Consider the following 26,812-nt stretch of genomic DNA (forward strand, 5'->3'; position numbering starts at 1 on the left):
GATCGACGAGCGGAGTACCGAGCGGCTACGCGGCGAGCGGCCGCACGTCGTGCACGTGGTGCTCGAGGTCGTGCAGCGCGTAGATGAGCAGCGTCTCGACCGTGAAGACGGATCCGTTCGATCGCCTGCCCGGTCGCTCCCACGCATCCGCAGGCACCGCATCCGCCGCGCTCGCGAAGGCCGCCGCGGCGAGGTCGAGCTCGACCGCCACGTGCTCGGGCTGCTGGCTCGCGTAGTCGCCGTCGATCGCCGCGCGATCCTGGTCCCAGTTGGCGAACTCGGGGTCGTCCTCGGCGAGCAGCTGCTCGAGCCGGCCATGCATGACCACGCAGACGTCGCGCACGTGCGCGCCGTACTCGAGCGGCGACCAGGTGGCGTCGTCGGGTCGCGTCGTCACCGCTGCACCGTGCAGGCGCGCGTGCATCGCCGCGGCCGCCGCCCGGATGCGCGCGCCGAGCGCGTCGCGCTCCACCGCGGCGGGGTCGAACCCGCACTCGTCGCAGCGCTCGCGGAGCACCCACGTCCAGTCCTTCGTGTCGGGCTCGATCGGCATGGGTCGAGCATGGCACGGGCGGCACGGGCGACGGCGGTCATCCCGCAGGATGACCCGTGCGCGACCGCGGGAGGACGCGGCGGGACGGCACCGATCCATAGCGTCGGACGTGACGAAGAGGAGCCCACCATGTCGATGTTCGCCCTGCTCGGGACGCTCGCCCAGATCGCCCTCACGGTGCTCGCGCTCGCTGCCGGCACGATGCTCGTGCTCGGCCTCGCCGTCGCCGCGGTCGTGTGGCTCTCCGGCTCCCGACCGACGCGGCAGCCGCGCCGCAGCTGACGCCGCGCCCGGCGCGGTTGCGAGGGCATCCGACGGGGCCTACGCTATTCCTGAACGATCGGTCACTAATTCGCGGCCGTTGACGACGCAGTCAGGAGTCCCATGCCCGAGGCCTTCCTCATCGGCGGCGCTCGAACGCCGGTCGGACGCTACGGCGGCGCGCTCGCGAGCGTGCGCCCGGACGACCTCGCGGCCCTCGTGCTCGGCGAGGCGGTCAGCCGCGCGGGCATCGACCCCGCGCTGATCGACGAGGTCATCCTGGGCGGGGCCAACCAGGCGGGCGAGGACAACCGCAACGTCGCGCGCATGGCCGTGCTGCTGGCCGACCTGCCCGACTCCGTGCCGGGCATCACCGTGAACCGGCTCTGCGCATCCGGCATGTCGGCGATCATCATGGCGTCGCAGATGATCCGCTCGGGCGACGCCGACATCGTCGTCGCCGGCGGCGTCGAGTCGATGACGCGCGCGCCCTGGGTGCAGGCGAAGCCCGAGAAGCCGTGGGCCAAGCCGGGCGAGGCGTTCGACACGTCGATCGGCTGGCGGTTCGCCAACCCGAAGCTGCTCGCGCGCGACAAGGCGACGTACGCGATGCCGGAGACGGCCGAGGAGGTCGCCCGCGTCGACGGCATCACCCGCGCCGAGGCCGACGCCTTCGCGCTGCGCTCGCACGAGCGGGCGATCGCCGCGATCGACGCCGGACGGTTCGCCGACGAGATCGTCGCGGTGCCCACCAAGCGCGGCGACGTCGCGGTCGACGAGGGGCCTCGTCGCGACACGACGCTCGAGCGGCTCGCAGCGCTGCGCCCCGTCGTCGCGGGCGGCTCGGTCGTCACCGCGGGCAACGCGTCGTCGCTCAACGACGGCGCCTCGGCGATCGTGGTCGCGAGCGAGGATGCCGTGCGTCGCCTCGGGCTGACGCCGCGCGCCCGCATCGTGGGCGGCGCGAGCGCGGGCCTCGCCCCCGAGATCATGGGCCTCGGCCCGGTGCCGGCGACCGAGAAGCTGCTCGCGCGCACGGGGCTCACGATCGACGACATCGCCGCGGTCGAGCTCAACGAGGCCTTCGCGACCCAGTCGCTCGCGGTCATCCGCCGGCTCGGGCTCGACGACACGATCGTCAACGCCGACGGTGGGGCCATCGCGCTCGGGCATCCGCTCGGCTCGTCGGGCGCGCGCCTCGTCGTGACGCTGCTCGGCCGCATGGAGCGCGAGGGCGCGCGCCGCGGCCTCGCGACGATGTGCGTGGGCGTCGGCCAGGGCACCTCGATCATCCTGGAGCGCCCGTGACCCCCCTTCTCAACGGAGCAGTCGGTCGCGCGAGGGCACTACCCCCTCGCATGACCGATCGCTCCGTTGAGAAGAACGGAACGAGGACGTGAGCGGGGGGCTGCGGGTCGAGGAGCGCGAGCGCTTCGTGCTCGCGACGCTCGACCGGCCCGAGAAGCGCAACGCGATCGACCAGGAGCTCATCGACGCCCTGCACCGGCTCTGCGCGCGCCTCGAGGTCGAGCGCCGCACGCTCGTCATCACCGGCTCCGGCGGCACCTTCGCGGCCGGCGCCGACATCGCGCAGCTCCGCGAGCGCCGCGCGACCGACGCCCTCGCCGGCATCAACACCCGCTGCTTCCAGCGCATCCGCGCGCTGCCGATGCCCGTGATCGCCGTGCTCGACGGCTATGCGCTCGGCGGCGGCGCCGAGCTCGCGTACGCCGCCGACATCCGCATCGGCACGCCGTCGCTGAAGATCGGCAACCCGGAGACCGGACTCGGCATCATCGCCGCCGCCGGCGCCACCTGGCGCCTCAAGGAGATCGTCGGCGAGGCGCTCGCGAGCGAGGTGCTGCTCGCCGGCCGCGTGCTCGGCGCCGAGGAGGCGCTCGCCGCCGGGCTCGTCTCGGCCGTGCTCGAGCCGGAGGCGGCGCTCGCCCGCGCCGCCGAGCTCGCCGACCGCATCGCGGCCCTCGACCCCGCGGCCACGCAGGCGACGAAGCGCGCACTGCTCGCCCCCGCGAGCGCGCACCCCGAGATCGACCTCGCCGAGCAGGCGGTGCTCTTCGAGAGCCCCGAGAAGCACCGGCGCATGACCGCGTTCCTCGAGCGGCGCAGTCGCCGAACCGACAGCACCGAGCCGCGCACCGGCACCGACGAGCGGGAGGCCACGCGATGACCGACACGACGGATGCCACGGTCGGCGCTGGCGCGCCCGAGCGCGTCGGCGTGCTCGGCGGCGGCCGCATGGGCGCCGGCATCGCGCACGCGTTCGTGCTCGCCGGCAGCCAGGTCGTCGTGGTCGAGCGCGACGCCGACGCGGCGCACGCCGCCGACGAGCGGGTGCGCGCGAGCCTCGCGAAGAGCGTCGAGCGGGGCTGGGCCGAGCCGCTCGACGACCTGACCGGCCGCATCCGCGTCGCCACCGACGTCAGCGCCTTCGCCGACGCCGACCTCGTCGTCGAGGCGGTGCCTGAGGACGAGGCGCTCAAGGCCGAGGCGCTCGCCCGCGTCGAGGCTGTCCTGCACGACCGCGCAGCACTCGCGAGCAACACCTCGTCGATCTCGATCGGCAGGCTCGCCGCGGCGCTCGAGCGCCCCGCCCGCTTCCTCGGGCTGCACTTCTTCAACCCGGTCCCGGCGTCGACGCTCGTCGAGATCGTGCTCGGCGACGGCACGGATCCGCGCCTCGCGAACGACGCGCGCGCGTGGGTCGAGGCGATCGGCAAGGCGCCGGTGACCGTCCACGACGCGCCCGGCTTCGCGAGCTCGCGGCTCGGCGTCGCGATCGGCCTCGAGGCCATCCGGATGGTCGAGGAGGGCGTCGCGAGCCCCGGCGACATCGACCTCGCGATGGAGCTCGGCTACAAGCACCCGACCGGACCGCTCCGCACGACCGACATCGTCGGGCTCGACGTGCGGCTCGGCATCGCCGAGCAGCTGCACCGCGAGCTCGGCCCGCGCTTCGAGCCGCCCCCGCTGCTGCGCCAGATGGTCGCGGAGGGGCGGCTCGGCAAGAAGAGCGGCCGCGGCTTCTACGACTGGACCTGACCCGCTGGTCGAGGCGCCGCCGCTCGCGGCACCTCGAGACCATCCCCGACGACGACAGATGGAGACGACGATGTCCGACCTCATGACCCGCACCCGCATCCTGCCCAGCTACGTGCAGGACGGCTGGTGGGAGCCGACCGGCGACGCCGCGAGCGACGCCGCGGTCGTGCGCGACGCTTCCACCGGCGAGGAGGTCGTGCGCGTCTCGACGACGGGCCTCGACCTCGCGGCCGCGCTCGAGCACGCCCGCACCGTCGGCCAGCACAGCCTCGCGCCGCTCACCTTCCACCAGCGCGCGATCCTGCTGAAGCGGATGGCGCTCGCGCTCACGGAGCGGAAGGGCGAGCTGTACGAGCTCTCGAGCCGCACGGGCGCGACGAAGAACGACTCGTGGGTCGACATCGACGGCGGCATCGGCGTGCTCTTCACCTACTCGTCGAAGGGCCGCCGCGAGATGCCGCAGTCGACGATCTACCTCGACGGCCCGGTCGAGCAGCTCTCGAAGGACGGCTCGTTCCTCGCCCGCCACATCTGCACGACGCTGCCCGGCGTCGCGGTGCAGATCAACGCCTTCAACTTCCCCGTCTGGGGTGCGCTCGAGAAGCTCGCCCCCGCGTTCCTCGCCGGCATGCCGACGCTCATCAAGCCCGCGACGCCCACGGGCTACGTCGCCGAGCACATGGTGCGCATCCTCGCCGAGTCCGGCCTGCTGCCCGCGGGCGCGATCCAGCTCGTCTCCGGCTCCGCGCGCGACCTGCTCGACCACCTGCGGCTCGGCGACACCGTGAGCTTCACCGGCTCCGCGTCGACCGCCGCGGGCCTCCGCCTCCACGACGCGGTGCAGACCCACGGCGTGCGCTTCACCGTCGAGACCGACTCGATCAACGCATCCGTCCTCGGGCCCGACGCCGAGCCCGGCACGCCCGAGTTCGACGCGTTCGTGCGCGGCGTCGTGACCGAGATGACCGCGAAGGCGGGCCAGAAGTGCACGGCCATCCGCCGCGCGATCGTGCCGACCGGCATGACGGATGCGGTGGCCGACGCCGTGCGCGAGCGCATCGCCGCGAAGGTGGTCGTCGGCGACCCGCGCGCCGAGGGCGTGACGATGGGGCCGCTCGCGTCGACCGAGCAGCGCGACGAGGTGCTCAAGCAGGTCATGAAGCTGCGCGAGGGCGGCGGCCAGATCGTCGTCGGCGGCGACGCCGGCCACGTGACGCTCGCCGACGGCTCGCTCGGCGAGGCGGCGGACGGCGCGTTCGTCGCCCCGACGCTGCTCGCGTTCCGCGACCCGGAGTCGGACGCCCTGCACGAGATCGAGGCGTTCGGCCCCGTCTCGTCGCTCGTCGAGTACGGCAGCCCGGAGCAGGCGGCCGAGATCGTCGCGCGCGGCGGCGGTTCGCTCGTGACGTCGGTCGCATCCCACGACCCGGTGTTCGTCGCCGAGCTCACGCGCCGCATCGCGCCGCACAACGGCCGCATCCTGCTGCTCGACCGCGACGACGCGCGCGCCTCGACCGGGCACGGCTCGCCGCTGCCGATGCTCGTGCACGGCGGCCCCGGCCGCGCCGGCGGCGGCGAGGAGCTGGGCGGCATCCGCTCGGTGCTCCACCACATGCAGCGCACCGCCATCCAGGGCAGCCCGACCATGCTGACCGCCCTCACCGGCGTCTGGCACCAGGGCGCCGCGGCGTCGACGGATGCGCCCCACCCGTTCCGCAAGTCGCTCGCCGAGCTGCGGATCGGCGACCAGGTGGTCTCGGAGCGCCGCGTCATCACGCTCGACGACATCGAGCACTTCGCCGACTTCACCGGCGACCTCTTCTACGCCCACATGGACCAGGAGGCGGCCGAGGCGAACCCCTTCTTCCCGGGACGCGTGGCGCACGGCTACCTGCTGCTGTCGTTCGCGGCCGGGCTCTTCGTCGAGCCGGCGCCGGGCCCCGTGCTCGCGAACACCGGGCTCGACAACCTCCGCTTCATGACGCCCGTCTCCCCGGGGGACTCGCTGCGGGTCACGCTCACGGCGAAGCAGATCACGCCGCGCGAGACCGATCCCTACGGCGAGGTGCGGTGGGATGCGGTGCTCACCAACCAGGACGACGAGACGGTCGCGCAGTACGACCTGCTGACCTACGTCGCGAAGGAGCAGGAGCAGCCCGCGGGCTGAGTCATCCCCGCGAAGCCCGAGAATGATAGCGGGACCTCCGAGCCAAGAAGTAGCGACTCGTGCGCGTTATGGTACGAGCCATGAGTTCAAAGGCACTCAATCGATGGCACAGCGAGAGGGCCGCAGCACTTGAGCGCCTCGAGCGAGTGCATGGAGCTATAACCGGAGGGTTAGCTGGCCGACCGCGTGATGTCACAGAACTCAATCATGCGCTGTTTCTTCGACTAGCTTCGGAGGTGCAGGGCTACTGCCGCGATCTGCACGACGAGGCGATCGACGCCATCTGCACCCCCGCGCAAGTGAGCAGCGGCGACCTGCGAGCGGCGTTTCGTTCGAGGCTTCAGACAGGTCGCAAGCTCGACTCAGGCAACGCCGGCCCCGGGAATATCGGCACCGATTGGACAGCCCTGGGTATGACTGTATGGCCGGACTTGAACGCCGCCTACCCGGGCGCCAAGGGAGCTGGCGACTGGAATGCACGGCTCGAATGGCTGAACATGGCACGGAACGGCATTGCGCACAACGATCCTTCTAAGATTTCCGGAGCGCACGCGGTCCACCCGCTCACCTTGAATACCTTTCGGGTGATGCGGCGTCGTCTCGACAAGTTCGCCACTGGCCTTGATCGTGTCACCCAGGCATACTTGAAGCTAGCCACGGGATCGCATCCGTGGTGATCAAGGAGGAGACGGTGGCAACGAAGCGCGCGTACGCAGCCGGTCGCCTTGGGCGCACAACGCGCGCCGAGCCTAGGACCGGGTCGAGCGTGACGGTAACGTTTGGGCGCCACGACGCCGTCGGGACGGTCGTCGGCAAGACCATCACCGGCCGCTATACGGTGAAGGTCCAAGTTGAGGGCGCCGGTGAGCCAGTCGTGACCAGCTACACCCGCGACGAGCTGCATCTCGCCTGAAGCAGGCTGTTCTGGTGACGGGTCCCTAGACCATCTGCTGCCGTGCAGTCCTTTGCTTGCACGTGACTCGCTGCCGGTCACCCTCACGGCGAAGCAGATCACGCCGCGCGAGACCGATCCCTACGGCGAGGTGAGGTGGGATGCGGTGCTCACGAACCAGGACGACGAGACGGTCGCGCAGTACGACCTGCTGACCTACGTGGCGAAGGAGCAGGAGCAGTCCGCGGGCTGAGTCCTCCTGCTCGCGAAGTCGGGCCTGCCGCCCGGGGTCGAGAGGGAGGACGATGCGCCTTGCCGGAGGTGCACGACGACCGACGGATGTCGCGGCCGTGCCCTCCGTCGCAAGGAGGTGCACCGTGGACGGTGCGAGGCGCAACGCGCAGAACGAGGCCGTGATCGAGCGGCTCATCGCGTGCATCAACGACCGGGACATCGACGTGATGGACGAGCTGTTCGCCGAGGACAGCGTCATGGACTGGCCGCAGTCGGGCGAGCGGGTGATCGGCGGCGACGCGCGCCGTGGGATCTACCGCGCGTTCCCGCAGCTGCCGACCATCACGCCGCGGCGGCTGCTGAGCTCCGGCGACCTCGTGGTCGCCGAGGCGACGCTCGACTACGGCGGCCCGGTCTACAGGACGGTCTTCGTCTTCGAGCTGCGCGGCGGCCGGATCGCCCGGGAGACCGCCTACTGGAGCGAGCCGTTCGACCCGCCCGCGTGGCGCTCGCAATGGGTGCAGCTGGCGTCGGATCCGCCCGGGTGACCTGTGCGGAGCGCCTTCCGGTACCGAATGGTCGATCGCGTCAGCCGCAGACGACCATCCGGTACCGGCAGCGGTCGGCTACTCGGCTGGCAGGACGAGCTGCTGGCCGACCTGGATGACGTCGGGGTCGGCGACCGTCGACTGGTTCACGGCGAAGAGCCCGAGCCAGCCGCTGTCGACGCCCTGCGCGGTGGCGATCGCCGAGAGCGAGTCGCCCGCGACGACGGTGTACGTCACGTCGGAGGGCTGCACGTCGGGCAGCTGCTGCGCGGGGGCGGCAGCGGGGGCGGCCGCCGGTGCGGCGGGCGCGGCAGCGGCCGGCGCAGCGGCCGGAGCCTGCTGCTGGGCCGGTGCGGGCGCGGCCTGCTGCTGCGCGGGCGCCGGCGCGGCTGCGCGCGGCTCCGCGGCGCCGCTCGCGCCGATCTGCGCCGAGCACGAGGGCCAAGCGCCCCAGCCCTGCCCGGCGAGCGTGTTCTCGGCCACGCGGATCTGCTCCTCGCGCGACGCGTCGGCGGGGTTGCCGCTGCCGCCGTAGGCCTGCCAGGTCGAGAGCGAGAACTGCAGGCCGCCGTAGTAGCCGTTGCCGGTGTCGATCGACCAGTTGCCGCTCGACTCGCACTGCGCGAGCGCATCCCAGGTCGAGTCCGATGCCGCGTTCGCGGCGGTCGGCACGAGCACGGCGCCCGCGACGGTCGCGACGCCGGTGGCGACGAGCCCCGCGATCGCGCGCTTGGATCGGCGGGCGCGGGTGCCGGCGGTGATGCCGGACGTGGTGTGGTTGCTCACGATGAACTCCAGGGCCCCGTCTCACGCACGCAGAGCGCGCGACCGCCCGACCGGAAGATTGGATTCGATGGCACGAAGGACTCTCGGGGCGGATGCGACGGCCGTCCTTCGCGGTTCAGGTCGTCCACGCTACACGATTGTCACGATTCGGTAACGATCACGTCATCCTCGGCGCGGCCTCCAGCGATCTGAGCGGCTGCGGCCATACGGGTCGACCCCTCGGGTCGCAGCCGTCATCGAGCGCGAAGAGCCAACCGACCATCCGCGACCTCCGGGCCCCATGCGCCTAGAGCGAGGACGGCTCGCGCAGTCCGGTGCGCACGAGCTCGAGCACCGAGTCGGCGAGCTGCTCCGGCGTGATCGAGCCGCCCGGCCGGTACCACTCGGCGATCGAGTTCACCATGCCGAACGTCAGCCGCTCGGCGATGCGCGGATCCATGTCGGGCCGTAGCGTGCCCTCGTCGCGCGACGCCTCGAAGAGCAGCCGCAGCTTCCGGTCGATCTCGCGCCGGCGGCGCATCGCCTCGAGCTCGATCGGGGTATTGCCGCGCAGGCGCAGCAGCAGCGTCACGAAGGGCTTCCGCTCGCACAGCACGAGCACGGCGCCGCGCACGACGTAGCGGATGCGGTCGACCACCGGACCCGACGTCGCCTCCGGCGCGTCGAAGACCGCCTCGAGCGCGTCGAGCGCCTGCGCGAGCGCCACCTCGAGCATCTGCTCCTTGGAGGCGAAGTGGTGGTAGATCGCCGACTTCGACAGCCCGAGCCGCTCGGCGATCACGCCGAGCGACGTCGCGTCGTAGCCGCGCTCGTTGAACGCCGCGACGACCACCTCGAGCATCGAGTCGCGGTCGTAGCCCGGTCGGCCGCGGCGGGCGGGCTCGGCGGTGGCGGTCATCGATCCATCCTCCAGCATCGGGCGTGGTCTCGATGCGCGGCCGGGCTCAGCCCGGCTGCTACTCGACCACCGCAGCGGACTCCCGCAGGTCGTAGACGCGCTTGTACTTGCCCTCCGAGCGCGGCAGCGACCCGGCAGGCACGACCTCGACGTCGACGGTCGTGCCGATCCGCTCCTTCACGCGCAGCTTGAGCACCTCGGCGGCCGCGGTGGAGACGACCGGCTTGAGCCCCGGCGTGCACTCGATCTTCACGACCAGGCCGTCCATGCGCCCGCGCTTGACGAGCTCGAGCACGAAGTGCGGCGTCAGGTGCTCGATCTCGAGCGCGATCTCCTCGATCTGCGTCGGGAAGAGGTTCACGCCGCGCAGGATGATCATGTCGTCGTTGCGGCCGGTGATCTTCTCGATGCGTCGCATGGTCGACTGCGCCGAGCCGGGCAGCAGCCGCGTCAGGTCGCGCGTGCGGTAGCGCAGCACGGGGAACGCCTGCTTCGTGAGCGACGTGAAGACGAGCTCGCCCATCTCGCCGTCGGGCAGCTGCCGACCGGTCTCGCCGTCGATCACCTCGGGCAGGAAGTGGTCCTCCCAGATCGTCGGGCCGTCCTTCGTCGTCGCGAACTCGCTGCCGACGCCCGGTCCCATGACCTCCGACAGCCCATAGATGTCGACCGCGTCGATGCCCATCCGCCGCTCGAGCTCGTGCCGCATCTCGTTCGTCCACGGCTCGGCGCCGCAGATCGCGACCTTGAGCGACGTCTCGCGCGGGTCGAGCCCCGCGTCCTCGAACGCATCCGCGATCGTCAGCAGGTACGAGGGCGTGCACATGATCGCGTCGGGCTCGAAGTCGCGGATGAGCTGCACCTGTCGCGCCGTCTGCCCGCCCGAGACGGGGATGACGGTCGCGCCGAGCCGCTCGATGCCGGCGTGCGCGCCCTGGCCGCCGGTGAAGAGGCCGTAGCCGTAGGCGTTGTGCACCTTCATGCCCGGTCGCACGCCCGCCGCGCGCAGCGAGCGCGCGACGACCTCGGCCCAGACCTCGAGGTCGGCCTTCGTGTAGCCGACGACGGTCGGGCGGCCGGTCGTGCCCGACGACGCGTGGATGCGCGCGACCTCGGCCATCGGCACCGCGAACATGCCGAACGGGTACGACGCCCGCAGGTCCTCCTTCGTGGTGAAGGGCAGCAGCTGCAGGTCGTCGAGCGAGCGGATGTCGTCGGGCGTCACCCCGGCCTCGTCGAGCTTCCGCGTGTAGGTCGGCACGTTGGCGTAGGCGTGGCGCACCGTCTGCTTGAGCCGCTCGAGCTGCAGGCTGCGCAGCTCGTCGAGCGAGAGCCGCTCGCCGGTGTCTCGCAGATCCGGGTCGCGGAGGCCATCGGATGCGGTGGTCTGGTCGAGCATCGTCGCTCTCTTTCCTCGTGCTTCGTGGTGCCGAGCTTCCCTCTACTGCGGGTTTCCGGGGCGGAAACCCGCGGTAGAGGGAAGCTCGGCGTCTCGCGGGTGGGTCAGGCGGGGCCGCCGGCGCCGGTCGGCGTCGCGGGGGCTGGGCGGTTGGTGGCGAACGAGCGGCCGCGGAACTCCGCGACGGTGTCGCCGGTCTCGTCGACCACCGAGACGTCGTAGATGCCGTTGCGGCCCGAGCGCCAGCGGCGCTCGGCGGTCGCGGTGAGCGTCTGCCCGACGTGCGTGGCCTTGGCGAACGTGATGTCGGCACCGGAGGCGACCGTCACCGTGGCGTCCTCGTTGCACGCGTAGGCGAAGGCCGTGTCGGCGAGCGTGAAGACGAGCCCGCCGTGGGTGATGCCGAAGCCGTTCACCATCGCATCGGTGATGGGCATCGTGAGCACGGCGCGGCCGCGCTCGAGCTCGGCGATCTCGATGCCGAACGCCTCCTTGGCCCGGTCCGTCTCGGCCATGATCGTGGCCAGCCAGCTCTCGTCTCGCATCCGTGCTCCATCGCCCGTGTGATCTGTCGTGCTCGAGCGGCCGTTGCGGGTCCGCTCGGGGTGAGTCTATACTTACTGAACGTTCGGTAACTAATTCCGAATCCCAGGAAGGGGAGTCGACGATGACGCTCACCGCACCCGACGCATCCGCCACGGGCGACCTCGACGAGGCCGAGCTGCAGGCCCGCTTCGATGCGCTCATTGAGGCCGACCAGCGCATCGAACCGCGCGACTGGATGCCCGACGCGTACCGCAAGACGCTCATCCGCCAGATCTCCCAGCACGCGCACTCCGAGATCATCGGCATGCAGCCCGAGGGCAACTGGATCTCGCGCGCGCCGAGCCTGAAGCGCAAGGCGATCCTCATGGCCAAGGTGCAGGACGAGGCCGGCCACGGGCTCTACCTCTACTCCGCCGCGCAGACGCTCGGCATCAGCCGCGACGAGATGACCGAGCAGCTCATCGAGTCGCGCGCCCGCTACTCCTCGATCTTCAACTACCCGACGCCGACGTGGGCCGACATGGGCGCGATCGGCTGGCTCGTCGACGGCGCCGCGATCTGCAACCAGGTGCCGCTGTGCCGCGCCTCCTACGGCCCCTACGGGCGCGCGATGGTGCGCATCTGCAAGGAGGAGTCGTTCCACCAGCGCCAGGGCTTCGAGATCCTGCTCGAGCTGAGCCAGGGCACCGAGGCGCAGCACCGGATGGCCCAGGAGGCCGTGGACCGCTGGTACTGGCCGTCGCTCATGATGTTCGGCCCGCCCGACGACGAGTCGCCGAACTCGGCGCAGTCGATGGCCTGGAAGATCAAGCGCTTCTCGAACGACGAGCTGCGCCAGCGCTTCGTCAGCATGCTCGTGCCGCAGGCCGAGGTGCTGGGGCTCACGCTGCCCGACCCGAACCTCCGCTGGAACGAGGAGCGGGGCGAGTGGGACATGTCGGAGATCGACTGGACCGAGTTCAACGAGGTGCTCGCCGGTCGCGGGCCCGCGAACGCCCAGCGCATCCAGCACCGCCGCGACGCGCACGAGGACGGCGCGTGGGTGCGCGAGGCCGCCGCCGCCTACGCCGAGAAGCAGGCCGCGCGCACCCGCCAGGCCGCCTGACCCACACCGACACGACCGTCGAGCTTCCCCGAACTGCGGGATTCGACGCAGCAATCCCGGACTTCAGGGAAGTTCGACGGAGCAGGACGAGGAGACGAAGATGTCGACACCCGGAGACGTCGCCGGCGAGGGGTGGCCGCTGTACGAGGTGTTCGTGCGCGCCAACCGCGGCCTGAGCCACGTGCACGTCGGGTCGCTCCACGCGCCCGACGACGACATGGCGCTCCGCAACGCGCGCGACCTCTACACGCGCCGCAACGAGGGCGTCTCGGTGTGGGTCGTGCGCTCGAGCGCGATCACGACGAGCGACCCCGACCAGAAGGGCGCCTTCTTCGAGAGCCCCGCGGGCAAGAACTACCGCCACGCCAAGTACTACGAGAAGAGCGCGGAGGTCCCCCACCTGTGACTCCCCAGCCCCCGGCCCGCGACGCCGCATCCGTCGCCGCCGCCCACCAGGCCGATGCCGACGCCGTGCACGGCGACGTCTCCGTCGACGAGCTCGAGCTGCAGTCCGAGCTGTCGGGCGCGGATGCGTCGGCGACGGCGACGCCCGACGTCGCGGAGTACGCACTCCGGCTCGGCGACGACGCGCTCATCCTGTCCCAGCGGCTCGGCTGGTGGATCTCCCGCGCCCCAGAGCTCGAGGAGGACATGGCGCTCGGCAACATCGCGCTCGACCTGCTCGGGCACGCGCGCTCGCTGCTGCACTACGCCGGCACCGCATCCGGCAGGACCGAGGACGACCTCGCCTACTGGCGCGACGAGCACGAGTTCCGCTGCGCGTGGCTGTTCCAGCAGCCGAACGGCGACTTCGCGCACACGATCGCGCGCGGCCTGATCGCGGCCATCTGGATGCAGGAGCTCTACACGGCGCTGGCGCGGTCGACGGATGCGTCGCTCGCCGCGATCGCGGCCAAGTCGGTGAAGGAGGTCGCGTACCACCGCGACCACGCCGTGCAGTGGACGCTCCGGCTCGCGGGCGGCACCGAGGAGTCGCGCCGCCGCCTGCTCGTCGCGCTCACCGACACCTGGCCGTACACCGACGAGCTCTTCCGCGACGACGAGCTGCACGACCGGCTCGGCGACATCGCGCCGCGGCCGTCGAACCTGCGCGCGCAGTTTGACGAGATCTGGTCGGCGGTGCTCGCCGAGGCGGAGATCGCCGAGGCCGACTTCACGAACTCGAGGATCGGCCAGTCGTCGGGCGGCGGCCGCCACGGCCACCACTCCACGCACCTCGGCCCGCTGCTCGCCGAGATGCAGGTGCTCGCGCGCCGCCATCCGGGGGCGACGTGGTGATGGCGACCGCATCCGCTCCCACCCGCGAGGAGGCGTGGCGCATCGCCGCCGCCGTCACCGACCCCGAGGTGCCGGTGCTCACGATCGAGGACCTCGGTGTGCTCCGCGACGTGCGGATCGAGGGGCAGACCACGGTCGTCACCCTCACGCCCACCTACTCCGGCTGCCCGGCGATCGACCAGATGCGCGACGACGTGCTGCTCGCGCTCACCGTCGAGGGCTTCCGCGACGTGCGGGTCGACTTCACCCTCTCCCCCGCCTGGACGACCGACTGGATGAGCGACGCCGGCAAGGCGAAGCTCGAGCAGTACGGCATCGCGCCGCCCACGCACCGCGCGGGCGAGCGGCACGGCCCGATCCCGCTCTCGCTGGGCGTGAAGTGCCCGCGCTGCGGATCGCTGCGCACGCGCGAGGTCTCGCGCTTCGGCTCCACCGCCTGCAAGTCGCACTTCGAGTGCCTCGCGTGCCTCGAGCCGTTCGACCACTTCAAGGTGCACTGAGCGTGGCCGCCATCAACCTGGGCTCGAGCACGTCCCGCAAGCGCGCTCGCTTCCACGAGCTCGAGGTCGCCGCGGTGCGACCGCTCACCGAGAGCGCCGTCGAGGTGACGTTCGCCGTGCCGGAGGCGCTGCACGACGACTTCGGCTACGTCGCCGGCCAGCACCTCGCGCTCCGCGCGACGATCGACGGCCACGAGGTGCGCCGCTCCTACTCGATCTGCCGCCCGCCGACCCCCGGCTCGATCTCGGTCGCGATCAAGCGTGACCTCGGCGGCCGCTTCTCGACCTGGGCGAACGCCGAGCTGCAGCCCGGCGCGCGCATCGACGTGATGGTGCCGCAGGGCACGTTCACCTCGGCGCTCGACGAGGTCGACGGCGCGCACGTCGTCGGCATCGCGGCCGGCAGCGGCATCACGCCGATGATGGCGCTCGCGCACGAGGTGCTCTCGCGCTCGGCGACGTCGACGTTCTCGCTGCTGTTCTCGAACCGGTCGACCCTCGACGTCATGTTCATCGAGGAGCTCGCCGACCTCAAGGACCGCTACCCCTCGCGGCTCGCGCTGCACCACGTGCTCTCGCGCGAGCAGCGCGCCGCGCCGCTGATGTCGGGCCGCATCGACGAGGAGCGGCTCGAGCGCATCCTGACCGACCTCATCCGCCCCGATACCGTCGACGAGTGGTTCCTCTGCGGGCCGTTCGAGCTCGTGCAGCTCTGCCGCGACGTGCTCGCGGCGAAGGGCGTCGACCCGTCGCACGTGCGCTTCGAGCTGTTCACGACGGGCAAGCCGGATGCGGCGGGCGGCGACCGCGGACGCCCCGTGCAGGTCGATGCCGGCGAGGACACCTGGACGCTCGACTTCACGCTCGACGGGCAGTCGACGCAGGTCGAGTCGCCGCTCTCGGCGCGCGAGTCGATCCTCAACGCCGCGCTGCGCGTGCGCCCGGACGTGCCGTTCGCGTGCGCCGGCGGCGTGTGCGGCACGTGCCGCGCGAAGGTCGTCTCGGGCAGCGTGACGATGACCGAGAACTACGCGCTCGAGCCCGACGAGATCGCGCGAGGCTACGTGCTCACCTGCCAGTCGCACCCGAAGGCCGACACGGCCAAGGTCGTCGTCGACTACGACGTGTAGCGGCATGGAGCAGGAGATCGATACGCCCGTCGGCGTGCCCGGCGGTGTGCCCGGCGTCGTGCCCGGCGTCGACATCCCCGACCGCCGCGGCCGCACCGGCCTCGACCGCGCCGGCCGCGACCTCGACCGCAACCCGCGCGTCGTCGTCACGGACGTGCGCCTCCTGACCTCGAACTGGTTCGTCACGCGGGCGACGACGCTCGAGCTGCAGCACTCGGACGGCAGCTGGTCGACGCAGGAGCGCGAGACCTACGACCGCGGCGACGGGGCCTGCATCCTGCTCTACGACGAGGGTGCGCGGACCGTGCTGCTCACGCGCCAGTTCCGCTACCCCGCCTACGTGAACGAACACGCCGACGGCATGCTCATCGAGGCCGCCGCGGGGCTCCTCGACGCCGACGAGCCCGAGGCGGCGATCCGGCGCGAGACCGAGGAGGAGCTCGGGCACCGCGTCGGCCCCGTCGAGCACGTGTTCGACGTCTACATGAGCCCCGGCTCCGTCACCGAGCGGCTCCACTGCTTCGCGGCGCCGTACGACCGCGCATCCGTGACCGCCGGCTCGCGGCACGGCGTCGCGGCGGAGGGCGAGGACACCGAGGTGGTCGAGCTCGACATCGACGACGCGCTCGCGCGGATCGGGGTCGACATCGTCGACGCGAAGACGATCATGCTGCTGCAGTGGGCCGCGCTCCGCGGTCCCTTCTCGGCCGGTGCGCGCGCCGAGGCGGCCGAGTGACGACGGGCCCGGCAGCCGATCGCGACCGTAGGCTTCCGACGACGAAGGAGTCCCGATGATCGACCTCACCATCACCGACGACATCGCCGAGGTCGTGCTGGACGCACCCGATCGGCGCAACGCGCTCGACGCCGCGGGGCTGCAGGAGCTGTCGGATGCGTACGCGGCCGCCGAGCGCGCCGGCGTGCGCGCGCTCGTGCTGCGCGGCGAGGGCAGGGCGTTCTGCGCGGGGCGCGACATCTCGCAGGTCGACCCGCGCACCGACGACGCGATCGGCTTCCTGCGCGGCTCCCTGCAGCCGCTGCTGCAGCGGATGGCGGCGTTCCCCGCCCCGACGTTCGCCGTCGCGCACGGCGCATGCCTCGGCATCGGGCTCGGGCTGCTCATCGCGACCGACGTCGTCTACGTCGCGGAGTCCGCGAAGGTCGGCAGCCCGTTCGCGGCGCTCGGCGCGACGCTCGACTCGGGCGGCCACGCCCTCTTCTACGAGCGGCTCGGCGCCCACCGCACGCTCGACCTCATCTACTCCGGCCGGCTCATGAGCGGCGCCGAGGCGGTCGCGCTCGGGCTCTTCTCGCAGTCGTTCCCCGACGACGAGGTGCTGGCGGCGACGCGCGCCGCCGCCGCGCACGCCGCCGCCGGACCGACGCTCGCCTACCTCGCCTCGAAGGAGATCATCCGCGGGCTCCGCGACGAGCGGATGGGCCTGTGGCAGGCCGTCGACGCCGAGAACATCGCGCAGGCGGCGCTCGCCCAGACGCCCGACTTCCGCGAGGGCTTCGCCGCCTTCCAGCAGAAGCGCACCCCCGCCTTCACCGGCCGGACCTAGTCGCTTGCTCGCAGGGCTCACGACCTTCACCCTAAGATTGAGTTATGACTCAACGCGAAGGCGCTCGCACGGGGAACCAATACCTCTTGCTGGAGCACCGCAATCGCTTCATTCGCGAAACGTCGTTCGGGCAATCGCTCGTTGACTATCTCGTGCAGAACGAGATTGAAATGACTAAGTTCGAGTCGACGGATGTCTACTTGGAATGGCTCATCTACCTCAGGCTGCCGCAGCACGCAAGAGACATGTTCGAACTGCACAACGAGCTCTTGCTCGTCTACACCGAGTTTGAAAGCGTCGAGCCTCGCTTGCTCGAGAGAGCCAGGAAGGTCATCGACTCTCGTTCTGACCGACTGGAACCCGGGATTGCGGTGATCTTCTCGCGAGATCCCTCCGCTAATCTGCTGTCGAGGCGCCAGAAACTGCTTACCGGCGTGCACCTGAATACATCGACCATCGGTCAAGGGTCTGATCAGTTCAGGCAAGTCCTCGCCCGGGACCTGACCGTGGTCGACAACTATGACCAAACCAATCCGATCCAGATGGCCGGCCAGTTCTTTGGACGCCACGAAGATATCGACTCCATCGATCACTCACTGAACCAGGGCCAGTCTGTCGGCATCTTCGGACTCCGCAAGACGGGCAAGACCTCCCTTCTGCTGCGACTCAAGGACCTGCGGCTCGAACGCAAAGCGCTCGTGCAGTTCATCGATCTCTCCGCGGTCTCCAATGCCACCAATCTGCGCCACCGGCTGCTCCAGGCAGCAGCGCGCGCTCTGCATGGCTCTCAGCCGGACCTTGCTCGTAAGCTCCGCTTCGCATGCGTCGAAGGCTTCGAGGACGATGGCGAGCCGATTCTGACATTCGACGAAGCCCGACTAGCGTCGTTCTGGCTCGAGGACTTCCTCGGCATCATCGGCCGACTGCATCGGCGCCTAGAGCTGTTCATAGATGAAGTAGACCAAGCGACACCAGACTCACGCTCAAAGTTCGGGCCGGACGCAAACGAGGTCTACCAAACGATGGTCCAGCTGCGCGGACCCGCCCAAGCCGGCCGCCATCTCGCCCTCGCCGTCGCGGGCGTCGATCCAGTCTTGTTCGAATCGCCACTTGTCGGAAGGCAGGACAACCTCCTCTACAAGCTGGTCCGATTGCACTGGCTCGGACCGCTCGAGAAAGACGAGATGAAGTCTCTAGTCCGCGACGTCGGCAGGACGATGGGCGTCCGCGTAGAATCGGGCGAAGGTGGCGTGCGCGCGTTGGAGCTTCTCTACGCCGCCTATGGCGGGCACGCTCTGCTCACTCGGAAGGCCTGCTCGAAAGCCGTGTCGGACAGGTCGCCCGACGAGATCCCATTCGTCCTCACGCCCGAGAGGGTGGCTGCCGCCATCGAGGGCCGCGGCGTCGGTTCTCCGCGAACGCAAGCGCACGGCGTCCGCGATTCTTTCAAAGAGTGGTTTCCGGACGAGGCAGCACTTCTTGAATTCTTGACAGGCGAAGATCCCGAGGAGCGCAAGTACGCGAGGGAGTCGCTCGACACTGACCCTGACCTGTTGCAACACGCTGTCGCCTATGGCTTGCTCTTTCCCGACTACGCAGTTCGTATTCGCGAGGCGTTTACCCGGTGATTTTGCCAGCAAGCTTGCTTGGGGAGTTAGACAGCGCGCTTCAAACGTCGGTCAGCGAATTTGCGGAGCAACTGCTAGCGGGAAAGCGCCTCTTCGTCCGATCTCTTCCAAACCTGGGTGGATCGATGTTGCTCCAGAGGCTCGCGGTTGAGCTGGGAGGCCTCGAACTGCAGAGCCAGGGCAAGACTTGGCCGAGCAACGAGGATGGGTCCGCGAGCGACGGACTGCTCGAACGGCTCAGGGAGAAGGCCGTATCAGACAGCTTCGTTGCACTGCTTTTCGACGACTACGACCGGGCGCTGCAACAAGAAGGAGGCGCAAAGCTCGACCATGCGCTCCAGGCAGCGCTCACTAACAGCCCGACCGGTACCGCGGTCGGGGCGTTATTCACCGCAAAGGCAACTTCTAGAGTCACGCCCAGAAGCCGCGGCAGCACGCTGATGCTTGAGTTTCAGGAAGTGATGTCCCCTCGGGTTCCGGCTCATATCGCTGCGGAACACCCATCGCTTCGCACCTTGCTCGGCGACTCGCTGCTCGTGTGGATTCGCGCGACGCGATCGGCCGCCGCTGGTGCCGGCAACTTCCACAGTTGGGCGCTTGCCGAGCTTGGCGGGTGGCAACGCGATATTCCTGAAGCGGCGCTCGCACTACTTGAGTCCGGCGACCTGACGCAGGACTTGGTTGATAGAAACAACTGGCATGTATGCCTCGACCCGCTGTGGGCTGACGGAGCGCCTACCGGGCTCTACGCCTTCCTCGCGACGGAAGGATTGACGTCCAAGGCCTCGATCTACTGGCCCTCGGACAGCGCCAACAGCGTGGCCCGCTTCAGCCACCTGGCGGGCAGCGCGGGCCACGCGTGCTGGATCGATCGCTACCTGGGGGAGAGGCCTATGGAACTCCGCAAGTTCCTGCGCGCTTTCAGGAAGCAGTCGCAGGTTCATCTGCAGGTGATCACGTCCGTCCGTCGAACGCTGCCCGCTTCGGAGCGGCGCGTCCTGGAAGGCATGTCGAACGAGATCACGGGGATCACGCTGCGCTTCATGGACTACCGGATGTACCGGGAGCTACATGACCGGCAACTCATCCTCGATGATGGGACCGGATGGACGCTTCCCACGGGGTCTGTGATTCTCGGGTCCGAGGATCCGGGTTCGGCTCTCCCGGGCCGCATCGCTCATGTCCCTCGCGGTCATTCGAATTATTGGAGCAACGCAACTCCAGCCCCCGTCTGGGAGCGCAACGACTAGGGGCGACCGGGAGTAGCGTTCGCGGCATGGACCACCTCGCCGTGCTCGCCGACCTGCAGGCGCGCTTCCTCGAGACCACGCGCCGCGCAGACCCGGCCGTGCGCATCCCGTGGCTCGGTCGGTGGACGGTGCAGTCGCTCGTCGTGCACCTCGCGCGCATCCACCACTGGGCCGCAGGGCAGGCACGGCGGCAGCAGGAGTCGCCGCTCGGCCGCGGCCCCTTCGACCTGCCGGTGCTCTACGAGTCGTGCGCGCGCGAGCTGCGCGAGGCGCTCGCCGAGCTCGACCCCGCCGCCCGCGCGTGGGCGCTCATCGACGACAGCGTGCCGCGCGCCCACCAGACCGGCACCGTCGCGTTCTGGCACCGGCGGCAGGTGCACGAGACGCTCGTACACCTCTGGGATCTGCGCACGGCCGTCGGCGAGGACCTCGACGTCGACGACCGCATCTGGCTCGACTGCCTCGACGAGGTGGTGACGGTCATGCATCCGCGGCAGGTGCGGCTCGACCGCATCGCCCCGCCGCGCGTGCGCGTCGTGTTCGCCCCCGTCGGTGCGGATGCGCGGCTCGAGCTCGCCGGCGCACCCGCCGACGCGCCGATGGCGGTCGTGCGCGGGTCCGCGCGCTCGCTCGCGCTGCTGGTGTGGGGTCGTGGCGTGCCCGACGACCGGCTGGCAGCCGACGGGGTCGAGGTGGAGGGCGAACGTGGGCTCGCCGAGGCGACGGTGCGCGCGGGGCTCACGCCCTGATCCCCAGGGCAGGTCCGAGCGTCGCCATGCGCTTCCGACGTACCCCACACTGGAGGGGTGAGCATCTCCTCCGTCGTCCCCGTCGGCCAGCCGCTGCCAGGGGCGTCGTTCCGGCAGGCGATCGGCCGCTTCTTCCGCGGCTACGTCGCCTTCTCCGGGCGGGCGAGCCGCAGCGAGTTCTGGTGGGCGATGCTCTTCACGTTCCTCGTCTCGCTCGTCGTGCAGATCCCGTTCTGGGCGGTGTGGGCGGCGTTCATGACACGGGTCATCGCGGCCGCCACCAGCAGCGGCACCGGGATGGGGACCTCGATCGATCCCCTCACGTTCGCGCTGTCCGGTGGGATGCTCGGGACCATCGGGATCATGCTGGTCGTCTCACTCGCGCTGGCGCTCCCCACCTACGCGGTGATGTGGCGACGCCTCCAGGACGCGAGCTTCCACGGCGCATTCGCGCTGCTCTCCCTCATCGGCGCGAGCATCGTGCCGCTCGTCATGTGCGTGTTCCCGTCGAACCCCGCCGGCATCCGCTTCGATCCCGCCTACCGCGCGCAGATGGCGGCCTACAGCTACGGTCAGCACGCCGCGTACAGCTCGCCGGCGTACGGCCCGCCCGCATACAGCTCGCCGGCGTACGGCCCGCCCACGTACGGCCCGCCCGCGTACGGCCCGCCGACCGACGGCCCGCCGACCAACGGCCCTGTCAGCGGCACCTGAGACCCTCGGACCCGTGACGAGCACGCACGACGACGCCCTCGCGATCCTGCGCACCCTCGTCGGGTCGCCCGACGCCGTCTTCCACGAAGGGCAGTTCGAGGCGATCGAGACGCTCGTCGAGGGCCGGCAGCGCGCGCTCGTCGTGCAGCGCACCGGCTGGGGAAAGTCGGCGGTGTACTTCGTGGCGACGCTGCTGCTGCGCGCGCGAGGCGCGGGCCCGACGCTGCTCGTCTCGCCGCTCCTCGCGCTCATGCGCGACCAGGTCGAGGCCGCCGCCCGCGCCGGCGTTCGCGCCGTCGCGATCAACTCCGCCAATCCGCACGAGTGGGGCGACGTGCTGCAGCGGCTCGACGCCGACGAGGTCGACGTGCTGCTCGTCTCCCCCGAGCGCCTCAACAACCCGCGCTTCCGCGAGGAGCAGCTGCCGAAGCTCATCCCGCGCACCGGCCTGCTCGTCGTCGACGAGGCGCACTGCATCTCCGACTGGGGCCACGACTTCCGCCCCGACTACCGCCGCCTGCGCGACCTGATCGCCGAGATGCCGCACGGCGTCCCGGTGCTGGCCACGACGGCGACCGCCAACTCGCGCGTCGTCACCGACGTCGCCGAGCAGCTCGAGCACGCCGGCGGCGAGCCGGTCGTGACGATCCGCGGCCCGCTCGCGCGAGCCTCCCTCCGCCTGGGCGTGCTGCGGCTGCCGGATGCCGGCGCGCGGCTCGGGTGGCTGCTCAGCCACCTCGGCGAGCTGCCGGGCTCGGGCATCATCTATGCGCTCACGGTCTCCGCGGCCGAGGACACCGCCCGGCTGCTGCGCGAGGCGGGCCACGAGGTGCAGGCGTACACCGGGCGCACGGACGCCGGCGAGCGCGAAGGGCTCGAGCAGGCGCTCAAGCAGAACCGCGTGAAGGCGCTCGTCGCGACGAGCGCGCTCGGGATGGGCTTCGACAAGCCCGACCTCGGCTTCGTCATCCACCTCGGGGCGCCATCGTCGCCGGTCGCCTACTACCAGCAGGTCGGCCGCGCCGGTCGTGCCGCGATGATCGCCGGCAGGGCGGCGAGCGCCGACGTGCTGCTGCTGCCCGGCACCGAGGACGAGGCCATCTGGCAGTACTTCGCGACCTCGTCGATGCCCGACGAGCGGAAGGCGCTCGCCGTGATCGACGAGCTCGCGTTCGAGGGCGCGCCGCTGTCGACGCCCGCCCTCGAGGCGCGCGTCAACCTCAAGCGCACGCCGCTCGAGCTGCTGCTCAAGGTGCTCGACGTCGACGGCGCCGTGCGGCGCGTCACGGGCGGGTGGGTCGCCACCGGCCAGCCGTGGGTCTACGACGCCGAGCGCTACGCGCGCATCGCCGCCGCCCGCGTGCAGGAGCAGCAGTCGATGCTCGAGTACGAGCGCACGACCGGCTGCCGCATGGAGTTCCTGCAGCGCGCGCTCGACGACGACACCGCCGTGCCCTGCGGCCGCTGCGACACCTGCGCAGCCGCGGCGGGGCAGCCGGCCTGGTACCCGCGCGACGTGCGGGAGGAGGCGTCCGGCCAGGCGCAGCAGTCGCTCAGCCGGGTCGGCGTCGCCATCGAGCCGCGCGCGCAGTGGCCGACCGGCGCCGGCTCCCTCGGCGTCCCCGTCAAGGGCAACATCCCGCAGGCGGATCGGCTCGAGGCCGGGCGGGCGCTCGCGCGGCTCACCGACCTCGGCTGGGGCGGCGCCCTCCGCGACCTCTTCTCGCCCGGCACGCCCGACGCTCCGGCGAGCCCCGCGCTCGTGCAGGCGTGCGTGCGCGTGCTGGCCGAGTGGGGCTGGGACGAGCGCCCGGCGGCGATCGTCAGCGTGCTGTCGCGGCGCCGGCCGCAGCTGGTCGACTCGGTCGCCCGGGCGCTGTCGGAGGTGGGTCGCCTGCCGTACCTCGGCGCGCTCAGCCTCGTCGACGGCGGCCCCTCGGGCGAGCCGGGCGGCAACAGCGCCTACCGCTTGGCGAGCGTCTGGGACCGGTTCGGCGTCGGACCCGAGCTGGCGACCGCGCTCGAGGGCGTCGCGGGGCGGCCGATCCTGCTCGTCGACGACCTGGTCGACAGCCGGTGGACGATCACGGTGGCGGGCCGCCTGCTCCGCGGCGCCGGCGCATCCGCGGTGCTGCCCTTCAGCCTCGCCCTGCAGGCGTAGCGGTCAGCCCGCGACGTACCGGAGGTCGGCGACGTCGCGCGGGGCGAAGCGCGCGTCGAACGCGCGCTCGGTCGGCGCCCACACATCCCGCCAGAGCGCGTCGTGGTCGTCCCCCGCCTCGCGGTCGCGACGCATCCCCCGTTCCGTCGCCAGCTCGAGCGGCACATCCACCCAGACGGTGAGGTCGAACCGGGGCAGCAGCTGCGGATGCAGCAGGCCGACCGCGTCGACGAGCTGCACGGGTCCCGCCGGCGCGATGCGCGCGGGCTGCCGGCCTCCCGTCGCCCAGTCGACGGGGCGGTGCTCGGCCGGCTCGCCCGCCCGGAGCGCGTCGAGCACGGCGCCGAGCTCGTCGCGCAGCAGCGCCGCCCAGTCGTCGCTGCGATTGCGGCTGCCGCGCGGGTCGAGGAAGTCGTCGCCACGCACCCGCTCAGCGGGCAGGCGTGCCGCGAGCGCCCGCGCGAGCGTCGTCTTGCCGGCGCCGCCGTAGCCCGCGAGACCCACGATCACGACGTCGCGGCCTGCCATCAAGGCGCGGATGCGCGCGGCGACCTCGTCGACGGAGGTCGCGGTGCGCGCGTCGGCCGCGTCAGGCCGCATCGGCCCGCTCAGCGGCGACCGCGCCGACCTCCGGCCGGATCCGCAGGCTCGAGAGCAGCCCGACGACGAGAGCGCTCGCCGCGATCCAGGCCGCGAGCGACGTGCCGTCCGTCATCGCGGCGCGCGCCGCATCCGCCACGAACGCCGTCTGCGGGTTGGCAGCGAGCGCGGCGATGCTGCCACCCGAGCTCGCGTTCACCGAGTCGACGAGGCCATGCAGCGTCGGGTCGCCGGCGACCGCATCCGCGAGCCGGTCCTCGGTGCCGACCTGCAGGGTCGTGAAGAAGGCGGTGCCCAGCACCGCGATGCCGAGCGCCGAGCCCGTCTGGCGCGCCGTGCTCTGCGTGGCCGAGCCCTGGCCGCTCCGCTCGACCGGCACATCCGCGAGCACGACGCTCGTCAGCTGCGCGGTCGCGAGCCCGACGCCCATGCCGTAGACGAAGAGCACCGGCGAGGTCAGCCACGCGGTGCTGTCGGGGCGGATGAGCAGGGCGAGCGCCGCGATCGCCGCGATCTCGAGCACCATGCCGATCCGCACGACGGCGATCGGGCTCAACCGGCGCGAGAGCGCCGCGACCCCACCGCTCGCGAGGAAGGAGCCGGCCGCGAGCGGCACGAGCGCGAGCCCGGCCTCGAACGCAGAGAAGCCGAGCACGTTCTGGAACCACAGCGGCAGCGAGAGGATCAGCCCGAACTCGCCGAAGCTCACGATGAGCGCGGTGATGTTGCCGTTCGCGAACGACGGGATGCGGAAGAGCGACAGGTCGAGGATCACGCCCTTGCCCGCCCTGCTCCTGGCCCGCTCGAGCAGCACGAAGGCGGTGAGGGCGACGACGGCGACGAGGAACGCGACCGGCACGGGCGAGAGCCCCGCGACGTCGAAGGGCGCATCCTCCGAGGCGGTCCACCAGCCGTAGCTCCGCCCCTCGATCAGGCCGAAGACGAGTGCGCCGAAGCCGAGGATCGACAGCATCGCGCCCCCGAGGTCGAGCCGCTGCACCGCACCGGTCACCGCCTCCGACGACTCCGCGACGAACAGCAGCAGGCCCGCGATGATGAGCAGGCCCACCGGCACGTTGATGCCGAACGCCCAGCGCCAACTCGCGTTCTCGGTCAGCCAGCCGCCCGCGAGCGGTCCGATCGCCGCCATGCCGCCGATCGTCGAGCCCCAGACCGCGAAGGCGATGCCGCGCTCGCGGCCGTGGAAGTTGGCGTTCAGCAGCGCGAGCGAGGTCGGCAGGATCATCGAGCCGCCGAGGCCCTGCAGCGCACGGCCGCCGATGAGCAGCGCCCCGCTCTCGGCGATCGCGCACAGCACGCTCGCGACGATGAAGATGACGACGCCGATGAGCATCATCCGGCGCCGGCCGATGCGGTCGGCGAGCCGGCCCCAGGTGAGCAGCAGCGCCGCGAAGAGCAGCGTGTAGATCTCCTGCACCCACTGGATCTCGGTGCTCGAGATGCCCAGATCGTCGACGATCGACGGGATCGCCACCGAGACGATCGTCGAGTCCATGATGATGAGCGCCACGCCGAGGCTGATGGCGAGCAGCCCCCACCAGCGGTACCGGACGAAGCGATCGGCGCGGGCGGTCTGATCGGGGGTCTGGCTCACGAGTGCTCCTCAAGGACGGATGCGCGGGCCGCTCATGCAGTCCGGAGGCACCTCGATCGCAGAATGGTAGCCAGGCTTCCTATGTGCTCGGCGACGGGATCGGCGCCGAGGCCGTCACCGCTGCGCGAGCAGCGTCGCGACCCGCTCGGCGGTGCCCCACGAGAGCGTCATGCCGGAGCCGCCGTGGCCGTAGGCGGCGATCGTGCGCAGTGCCCTGTCCGGCACCTCCTCGACCCGCAGGCGCTCCCGGCCGGGCCGCAGCCCGACCGCGCGCGACAGGATGCGCTGCCCGGCCACGGCGGGCACGAGGGCCGCGCAGCGCTCGAGGATGCCGGCCTCGATCACGGGGTCGGGCTCGAGCGACGTCGCGCCCGGCTCGTGCGTGCCGCCGAGCACGAGGCAGTCGCGCCGCGGCAGCACGTACGCGAGCCCAGCCGGGTTCTCGTCGTCGACGATGAACTCCGTCACGCCCGGGTTCTCGACGCGCACGACCTGGCCGCGGATCGGCACGACGCTCGCGTCGTCGCCGAGCAGCGTGCCGCCGCGCGCCCCGGCCGCGACGATGACGGCGTCGAAGTCGTGGGCGAGCGCATCCACGTCGTCGACGGCGCGGCGCTCGAACCGCACGCCGAGCGCCTCGCACCGCCGCCGCAGCCACGGCAGGTAGAGCGACATCGTCGCGAGCGGCACGGTGGTGCGCATGCCGGTCGCACCCGTCCCGTGCAGCGTGGAGGGCAGCTCGGCCGCATCGACCTCGGTCGCCGGCACGAGCGCCGTCCAGGAGCGGTCCGGCTGCGGCGACCGCTCGACGATGACGCCGGTGCGGAGGTCGATGCCCGCCTCCGGGTGCTCGGCGGCGATCCGCGTGAACCGCTCGAGCGTCGAGGCGAGCATCGCGTCGACGATGGCGGACCGCTCGGCGGCGTAGGGGAACCAGACCGCACCGGCGACGGCCGACGTCGACTCGAGCGGGTCCTGGTCGTGCAGCACCGCGATCTCCCGGCCGCCGCGCTCGGCGAGCTCGAGCGCGACCGACAGCCCGATCACGCCCGCCCCGATGACGGCGACGCGCTCCCCCATCGATCCTCCTCAACCGGTCCAGTGGTCTGCTGACGCGATTATCTCGCCCGCCTACCACTGGACCGGTTGAGA

Annotated in this window: 29 protein-coding genes; 21 read left to right on the forward strand and 8 right to left on the reverse strand. The window is 71.3% G+C overall.

Going from position 1 to position 26,812, the window contains the following annotated elements:
- Positions 1-25: 25 nt before the first annotated feature.
- Complete coding sequence (locus ACVWW9_RS04495; RefSeq protein WP_456514560.1) at positions 26-553, reverse strand: DinB family protein; 528 nt, start codon at positions 551-553, stop codon at positions 26-28.
- Between the two features lie 129 nt (positions 554-682).
- On the opposite strand from ACVWW9_RS04495, the gene ACVWW9_RS04500 reads away from it, so the two are divergent.
- From ACVWW9_RS04500 to ACVWW9_RS04540, 9 genes are all read left to right on the forward strand, one after another.
- Complete coding sequence (locus ACVWW9_RS04500) at positions 683-835, forward strand: hypothetical protein (RefSeq protein ID WP_456514561.1); 153 nt, start codon at positions 683-685, stop codon at positions 833-835.
- Between the two features lie 102 nt (positions 836-937).
- Positions 938-2,122, forward strand: a complete 1,185-nt coding sequence (locus tag ACVWW9_RS04505) for a thiolase family protein (RefSeq protein WP_456514562.1) — start codon at positions 938-940, stop codon at positions 2,120-2,122.
- A gap of 88 nt (positions 2,123-2,210) precedes the next feature.
- The gene (locus ACVWW9_RS04510) at positions 2,211-3,002 is read left to right on the forward strand and encodes an enoyl-CoA hydratase/isomerase family protein (RefSeq protein WP_456514563.1); all 792 of its coding nucleotides are present in this window, start codon (positions 2,211-2,213) and stop codon (positions 3,000-3,002) included.
- Positions 2,999-3,874, forward strand: coding sequence for a 3-hydroxyacyl-CoA dehydrogenase family protein (locus ACVWW9_RS04515; RefSeq protein ID WP_456514564.1), 876 nt, complete (start codon positions 2,999-3,001; stop codon positions 3,872-3,874). The genes ACVWW9_RS04510 and ACVWW9_RS04515 overlap by 4 nt, the downstream gene beginning before the upstream one ends.
- A 58-nt stretch (positions 3,875-3,932) precedes the next feature.
- The gene (paaZ, locus tag ACVWW9_RS04520; RefSeq protein ID WP_456514565.1) at positions 3,933-6,041 is read left to right on the forward strand and encodes a phenylacetic acid degradation bifunctional protein PaaZ; all 2,109 of its coding nucleotides are present in this window, start codon (positions 3,933-3,935) and stop codon (positions 6,039-6,041) included.
- A gap of 80 nt (positions 6,042-6,121) precedes the next feature.
- Positions 6,122-6,718 (forward strand): hypothetical protein, encoded by a 597-nt coding sequence (locus tag ACVWW9_RS04525; RefSeq protein WP_456514566.1) that lies wholly within the window; start codon positions 6,122-6,124, stop codon positions 6,716-6,718.
- Complete coding sequence (locus tag ACVWW9_RS04530) at positions 6,712-6,954, forward strand: hypothetical protein (protein WP_456514567.1); 243 nt, start codon at positions 6,712-6,714, stop codon at positions 6,952-6,954. The genes ACVWW9_RS04525 and ACVWW9_RS04530 overlap by 7 nt, the downstream gene beginning before the upstream one ends.
- 52 nt (positions 6,955-7,006) lie before the next feature.
- Positions 7,007-7,186: a hypothetical protein gene (locus tag ACVWW9_RS04535; RefSeq protein ID WP_456515423.1), complete on the forward strand. Its 180-nt coding sequence runs from the start codon at positions 7,007-7,009 to the stop codon at positions 7,184-7,186.
- A 124-nt stretch (positions 7,187-7,310) separates the two neighbouring features.
- Positions 7,311-7,715, forward strand: coding sequence for a nuclear transport factor 2 family protein (locus tag ACVWW9_RS04540; protein WP_456514568.1), 405 nt, complete (start codon positions 7,311-7,313; stop codon positions 7,713-7,715).
- Positions 7,716-7,793: 78 nt separating this feature from the next.
- Here ACVWW9_RS04540 and ACVWW9_RS04545 read toward each other — a convergent pair whose 3' ends face one another.
- The 4 genes from ACVWW9_RS04545 to paaI all read right to left on the reverse strand — a co-directional run bounded on the left by ACVWW9_RS04545 (position 7,794) and on the right by paaI (position 11,343).
- Positions 7,794-8,501, reverse strand: a complete 708-nt coding sequence (locus tag ACVWW9_RS04545; protein ID WP_456514569.1) for a transglycosylase family protein — start codon at positions 8,499-8,501, stop codon at positions 7,794-7,796.
- A 286-nt stretch (positions 8,502-8,787) separates the two neighbouring features.
- Positions 8,788-9,399 carry a TetR/AcrR family transcriptional regulator gene (locus ACVWW9_RS04550; RefSeq protein ID WP_354257841.1) on the reverse strand — a complete coding sequence of 204 codons (612 nt, stop codon included), beginning with the start codon at positions 9,397-9,399 and terminating at the stop codon, positions 8,788-8,790.
- A gap of 58 nt (positions 9,400-9,457) precedes the next feature.
- Positions 9,458-10,798: a phenylacetate--CoA ligase PaaK gene (paaK, locus tag ACVWW9_RS04555; RefSeq protein ID WP_456514570.1), complete on the reverse strand. Its 1,341-nt coding sequence runs from the start codon at positions 10,796-10,798 to the stop codon at positions 9,458-9,460.
- 104 nt (positions 10,799-10,902) lie between these two features.
- Positions 10,903-11,343, reverse strand: a complete 441-nt coding sequence (gene paaI / locus ACVWW9_RS04560; protein ID WP_123696536.1) for a hydroxyphenylacetyl-CoA thioesterase PaaI — start codon at positions 11,341-11,343, stop codon at positions 10,903-10,905.
- Positions 11,344-11,465: 122 nt separating this feature from the next.
- On the opposite strand from paaI, the gene paaA reads away from it, so the two are divergent.
- From paaA to ACVWW9_RS04620, 12 genes are all read left to right on the forward strand, one after another.
- The gene (paaA, locus tag ACVWW9_RS04565; RefSeq protein WP_456514571.1) at positions 11,466-12,449 is read left to right on the forward strand and encodes a 1,2-phenylacetyl-CoA epoxidase subunit PaaA; all 984 of its coding nucleotides are present in this window, start codon (positions 11,466-11,468) and stop codon (positions 12,447-12,449) included.
- Between the two features lie 100 nt (positions 12,450-12,549).
- Positions 12,550-12,855, forward strand: coding sequence for a 1,2-phenylacetyl-CoA epoxidase subunit PaaB (gene paaB, locus ACVWW9_RS04570; RefSeq protein ID WP_123696538.1), 306 nt, complete (start codon positions 12,550-12,552; stop codon positions 12,853-12,855).
- Entirely contained in the window at positions 12,852-13,748 is an 897-nt protein-coding gene (gene paaC / locus ACVWW9_RS04575) for a 1,2-phenylacetyl-CoA epoxidase subunit PaaC (protein WP_456514572.1), read from the forward strand. Before paaB ends, paaC begins: the two co-directional genes overlap by 4 nt.
- Complete coding sequence (paaD, locus tag ACVWW9_RS04580; protein WP_456514573.1) at positions 13,748-14,248, forward strand: 1,2-phenylacetyl-CoA epoxidase subunit PaaD; 501 nt, start codon at positions 13,748-13,750, stop codon at positions 14,246-14,248. Before paaC ends, paaD begins: the two co-directional genes overlap by 1 nt.
- A 2-nt stretch (positions 14,249-14,250) precedes the next feature.
- Entirely contained in the window at positions 14,251-15,378 is a 1,128-nt protein-coding gene (gene paaE / locus ACVWW9_RS04585) for a 1,2-phenylacetyl-CoA epoxidase subunit PaaE (protein ID WP_456514574.1), read from the forward strand.
- A gap of 4 nt (positions 15,379-15,382) precedes the next feature.
- Entirely contained in the window at positions 15,383-16,114 is a 732-nt protein-coding gene (locus ACVWW9_RS04590; RefSeq protein ID WP_456514575.1) for an NUDIX domain-containing protein, read from the forward strand.
- Between the two features lie 55 nt (positions 16,115-16,169).
- Positions 16,170-16,943 (forward strand): enoyl-CoA hydratase/isomerase family protein, encoded by a 774-nt coding sequence (locus ACVWW9_RS04595; protein ID WP_456514576.1) that lies wholly within the window; start codon positions 16,170-16,172, stop codon positions 16,941-16,943.
- A gap of 44 nt (positions 16,944-16,987) precedes the next feature.
- Entirely contained in the window at positions 16,988-18,571 is a 1,584-nt protein-coding gene (locus ACVWW9_RS04600) for a hypothetical protein (protein ID WP_456514577.1), read from the forward strand.
- A complete protein-coding gene (locus tag ACVWW9_RS04605) occupies positions 18,568-19,821 on the forward strand; it encodes a hypothetical protein (RefSeq protein ID WP_456514578.1) in 1,254 nt (417 codons plus the stop codon). Before ACVWW9_RS04600 ends, ACVWW9_RS04605 begins: the two co-directional genes overlap by 4 nt.
- Positions 19,822-19,847: 26 nt before the next feature.
- On the forward strand, positions 19,848-20,570 hold the full coding sequence (locus ACVWW9_RS04610; protein ID WP_456514579.1) for a maleylpyruvate isomerase family mycothiol-dependent enzyme: 723 nt from the start codon (positions 19,848-19,850) through the stop codon (positions 20,568-20,570).
- Between the two features lie 57 nt (positions 20,571-20,627).
- Positions 20,628-21,284 (forward strand): DUF805 domain-containing protein, encoded by a 657-nt coding sequence (locus tag ACVWW9_RS04615; RefSeq protein WP_456514580.1) that lies wholly within the window; start codon positions 20,628-20,630, stop codon positions 21,282-21,284.
- Between the two features lie 13 nt (positions 21,285-21,297).
- Positions 21,298-23,445, forward strand: a complete 2,148-nt coding sequence (locus tag ACVWW9_RS04620; protein ID WP_456514581.1) for a DEAD/DEAH box helicase — start codon at positions 21,298-21,300, stop codon at positions 23,443-23,445.
- A gap of 3 nt (positions 23,446-23,448) precedes the next feature.
- Here ACVWW9_RS04620 and ACVWW9_RS04625 read toward each other — a convergent pair whose 3' ends face one another.
- From ACVWW9_RS04625 to ACVWW9_RS04635, 3 genes are all read right to left on the reverse strand, one after another.
- Positions 23,449-24,045, reverse strand: a complete 597-nt coding sequence (locus tag ACVWW9_RS04625) for a uridine kinase family protein (RefSeq protein WP_456514582.1) — start codon at positions 24,043-24,045, stop codon at positions 23,449-23,451.
- Positions 24,035-25,660: a DHA2 family efflux MFS transporter permease subunit gene (locus ACVWW9_RS04630; protein WP_456514583.1), complete on the reverse strand. Its 1,626-nt coding sequence runs from the start codon at positions 25,658-25,660 to the stop codon at positions 24,035-24,037. Before ACVWW9_RS04630 ends, ACVWW9_RS04625 begins: the two co-directional genes overlap by 11 nt.
- A gap of 114 nt (positions 25,661-25,774) precedes the next feature.
- Positions 25,775-26,740 carry an NAD(P)/FAD-dependent oxidoreductase gene (locus tag ACVWW9_RS04635; RefSeq protein WP_456514584.1) on the reverse strand — a complete coding sequence of 322 codons (966 nt, stop codon included), beginning with the start codon at positions 26,738-26,740 and terminating at the stop codon, positions 25,775-25,777.
- Positions 26,741-26,812: the final 72 nt, after the last annotated feature.

The sequence above is a fragment of the Agrococcus sp. UYP33 genome, from assembly GCF_054060915.1.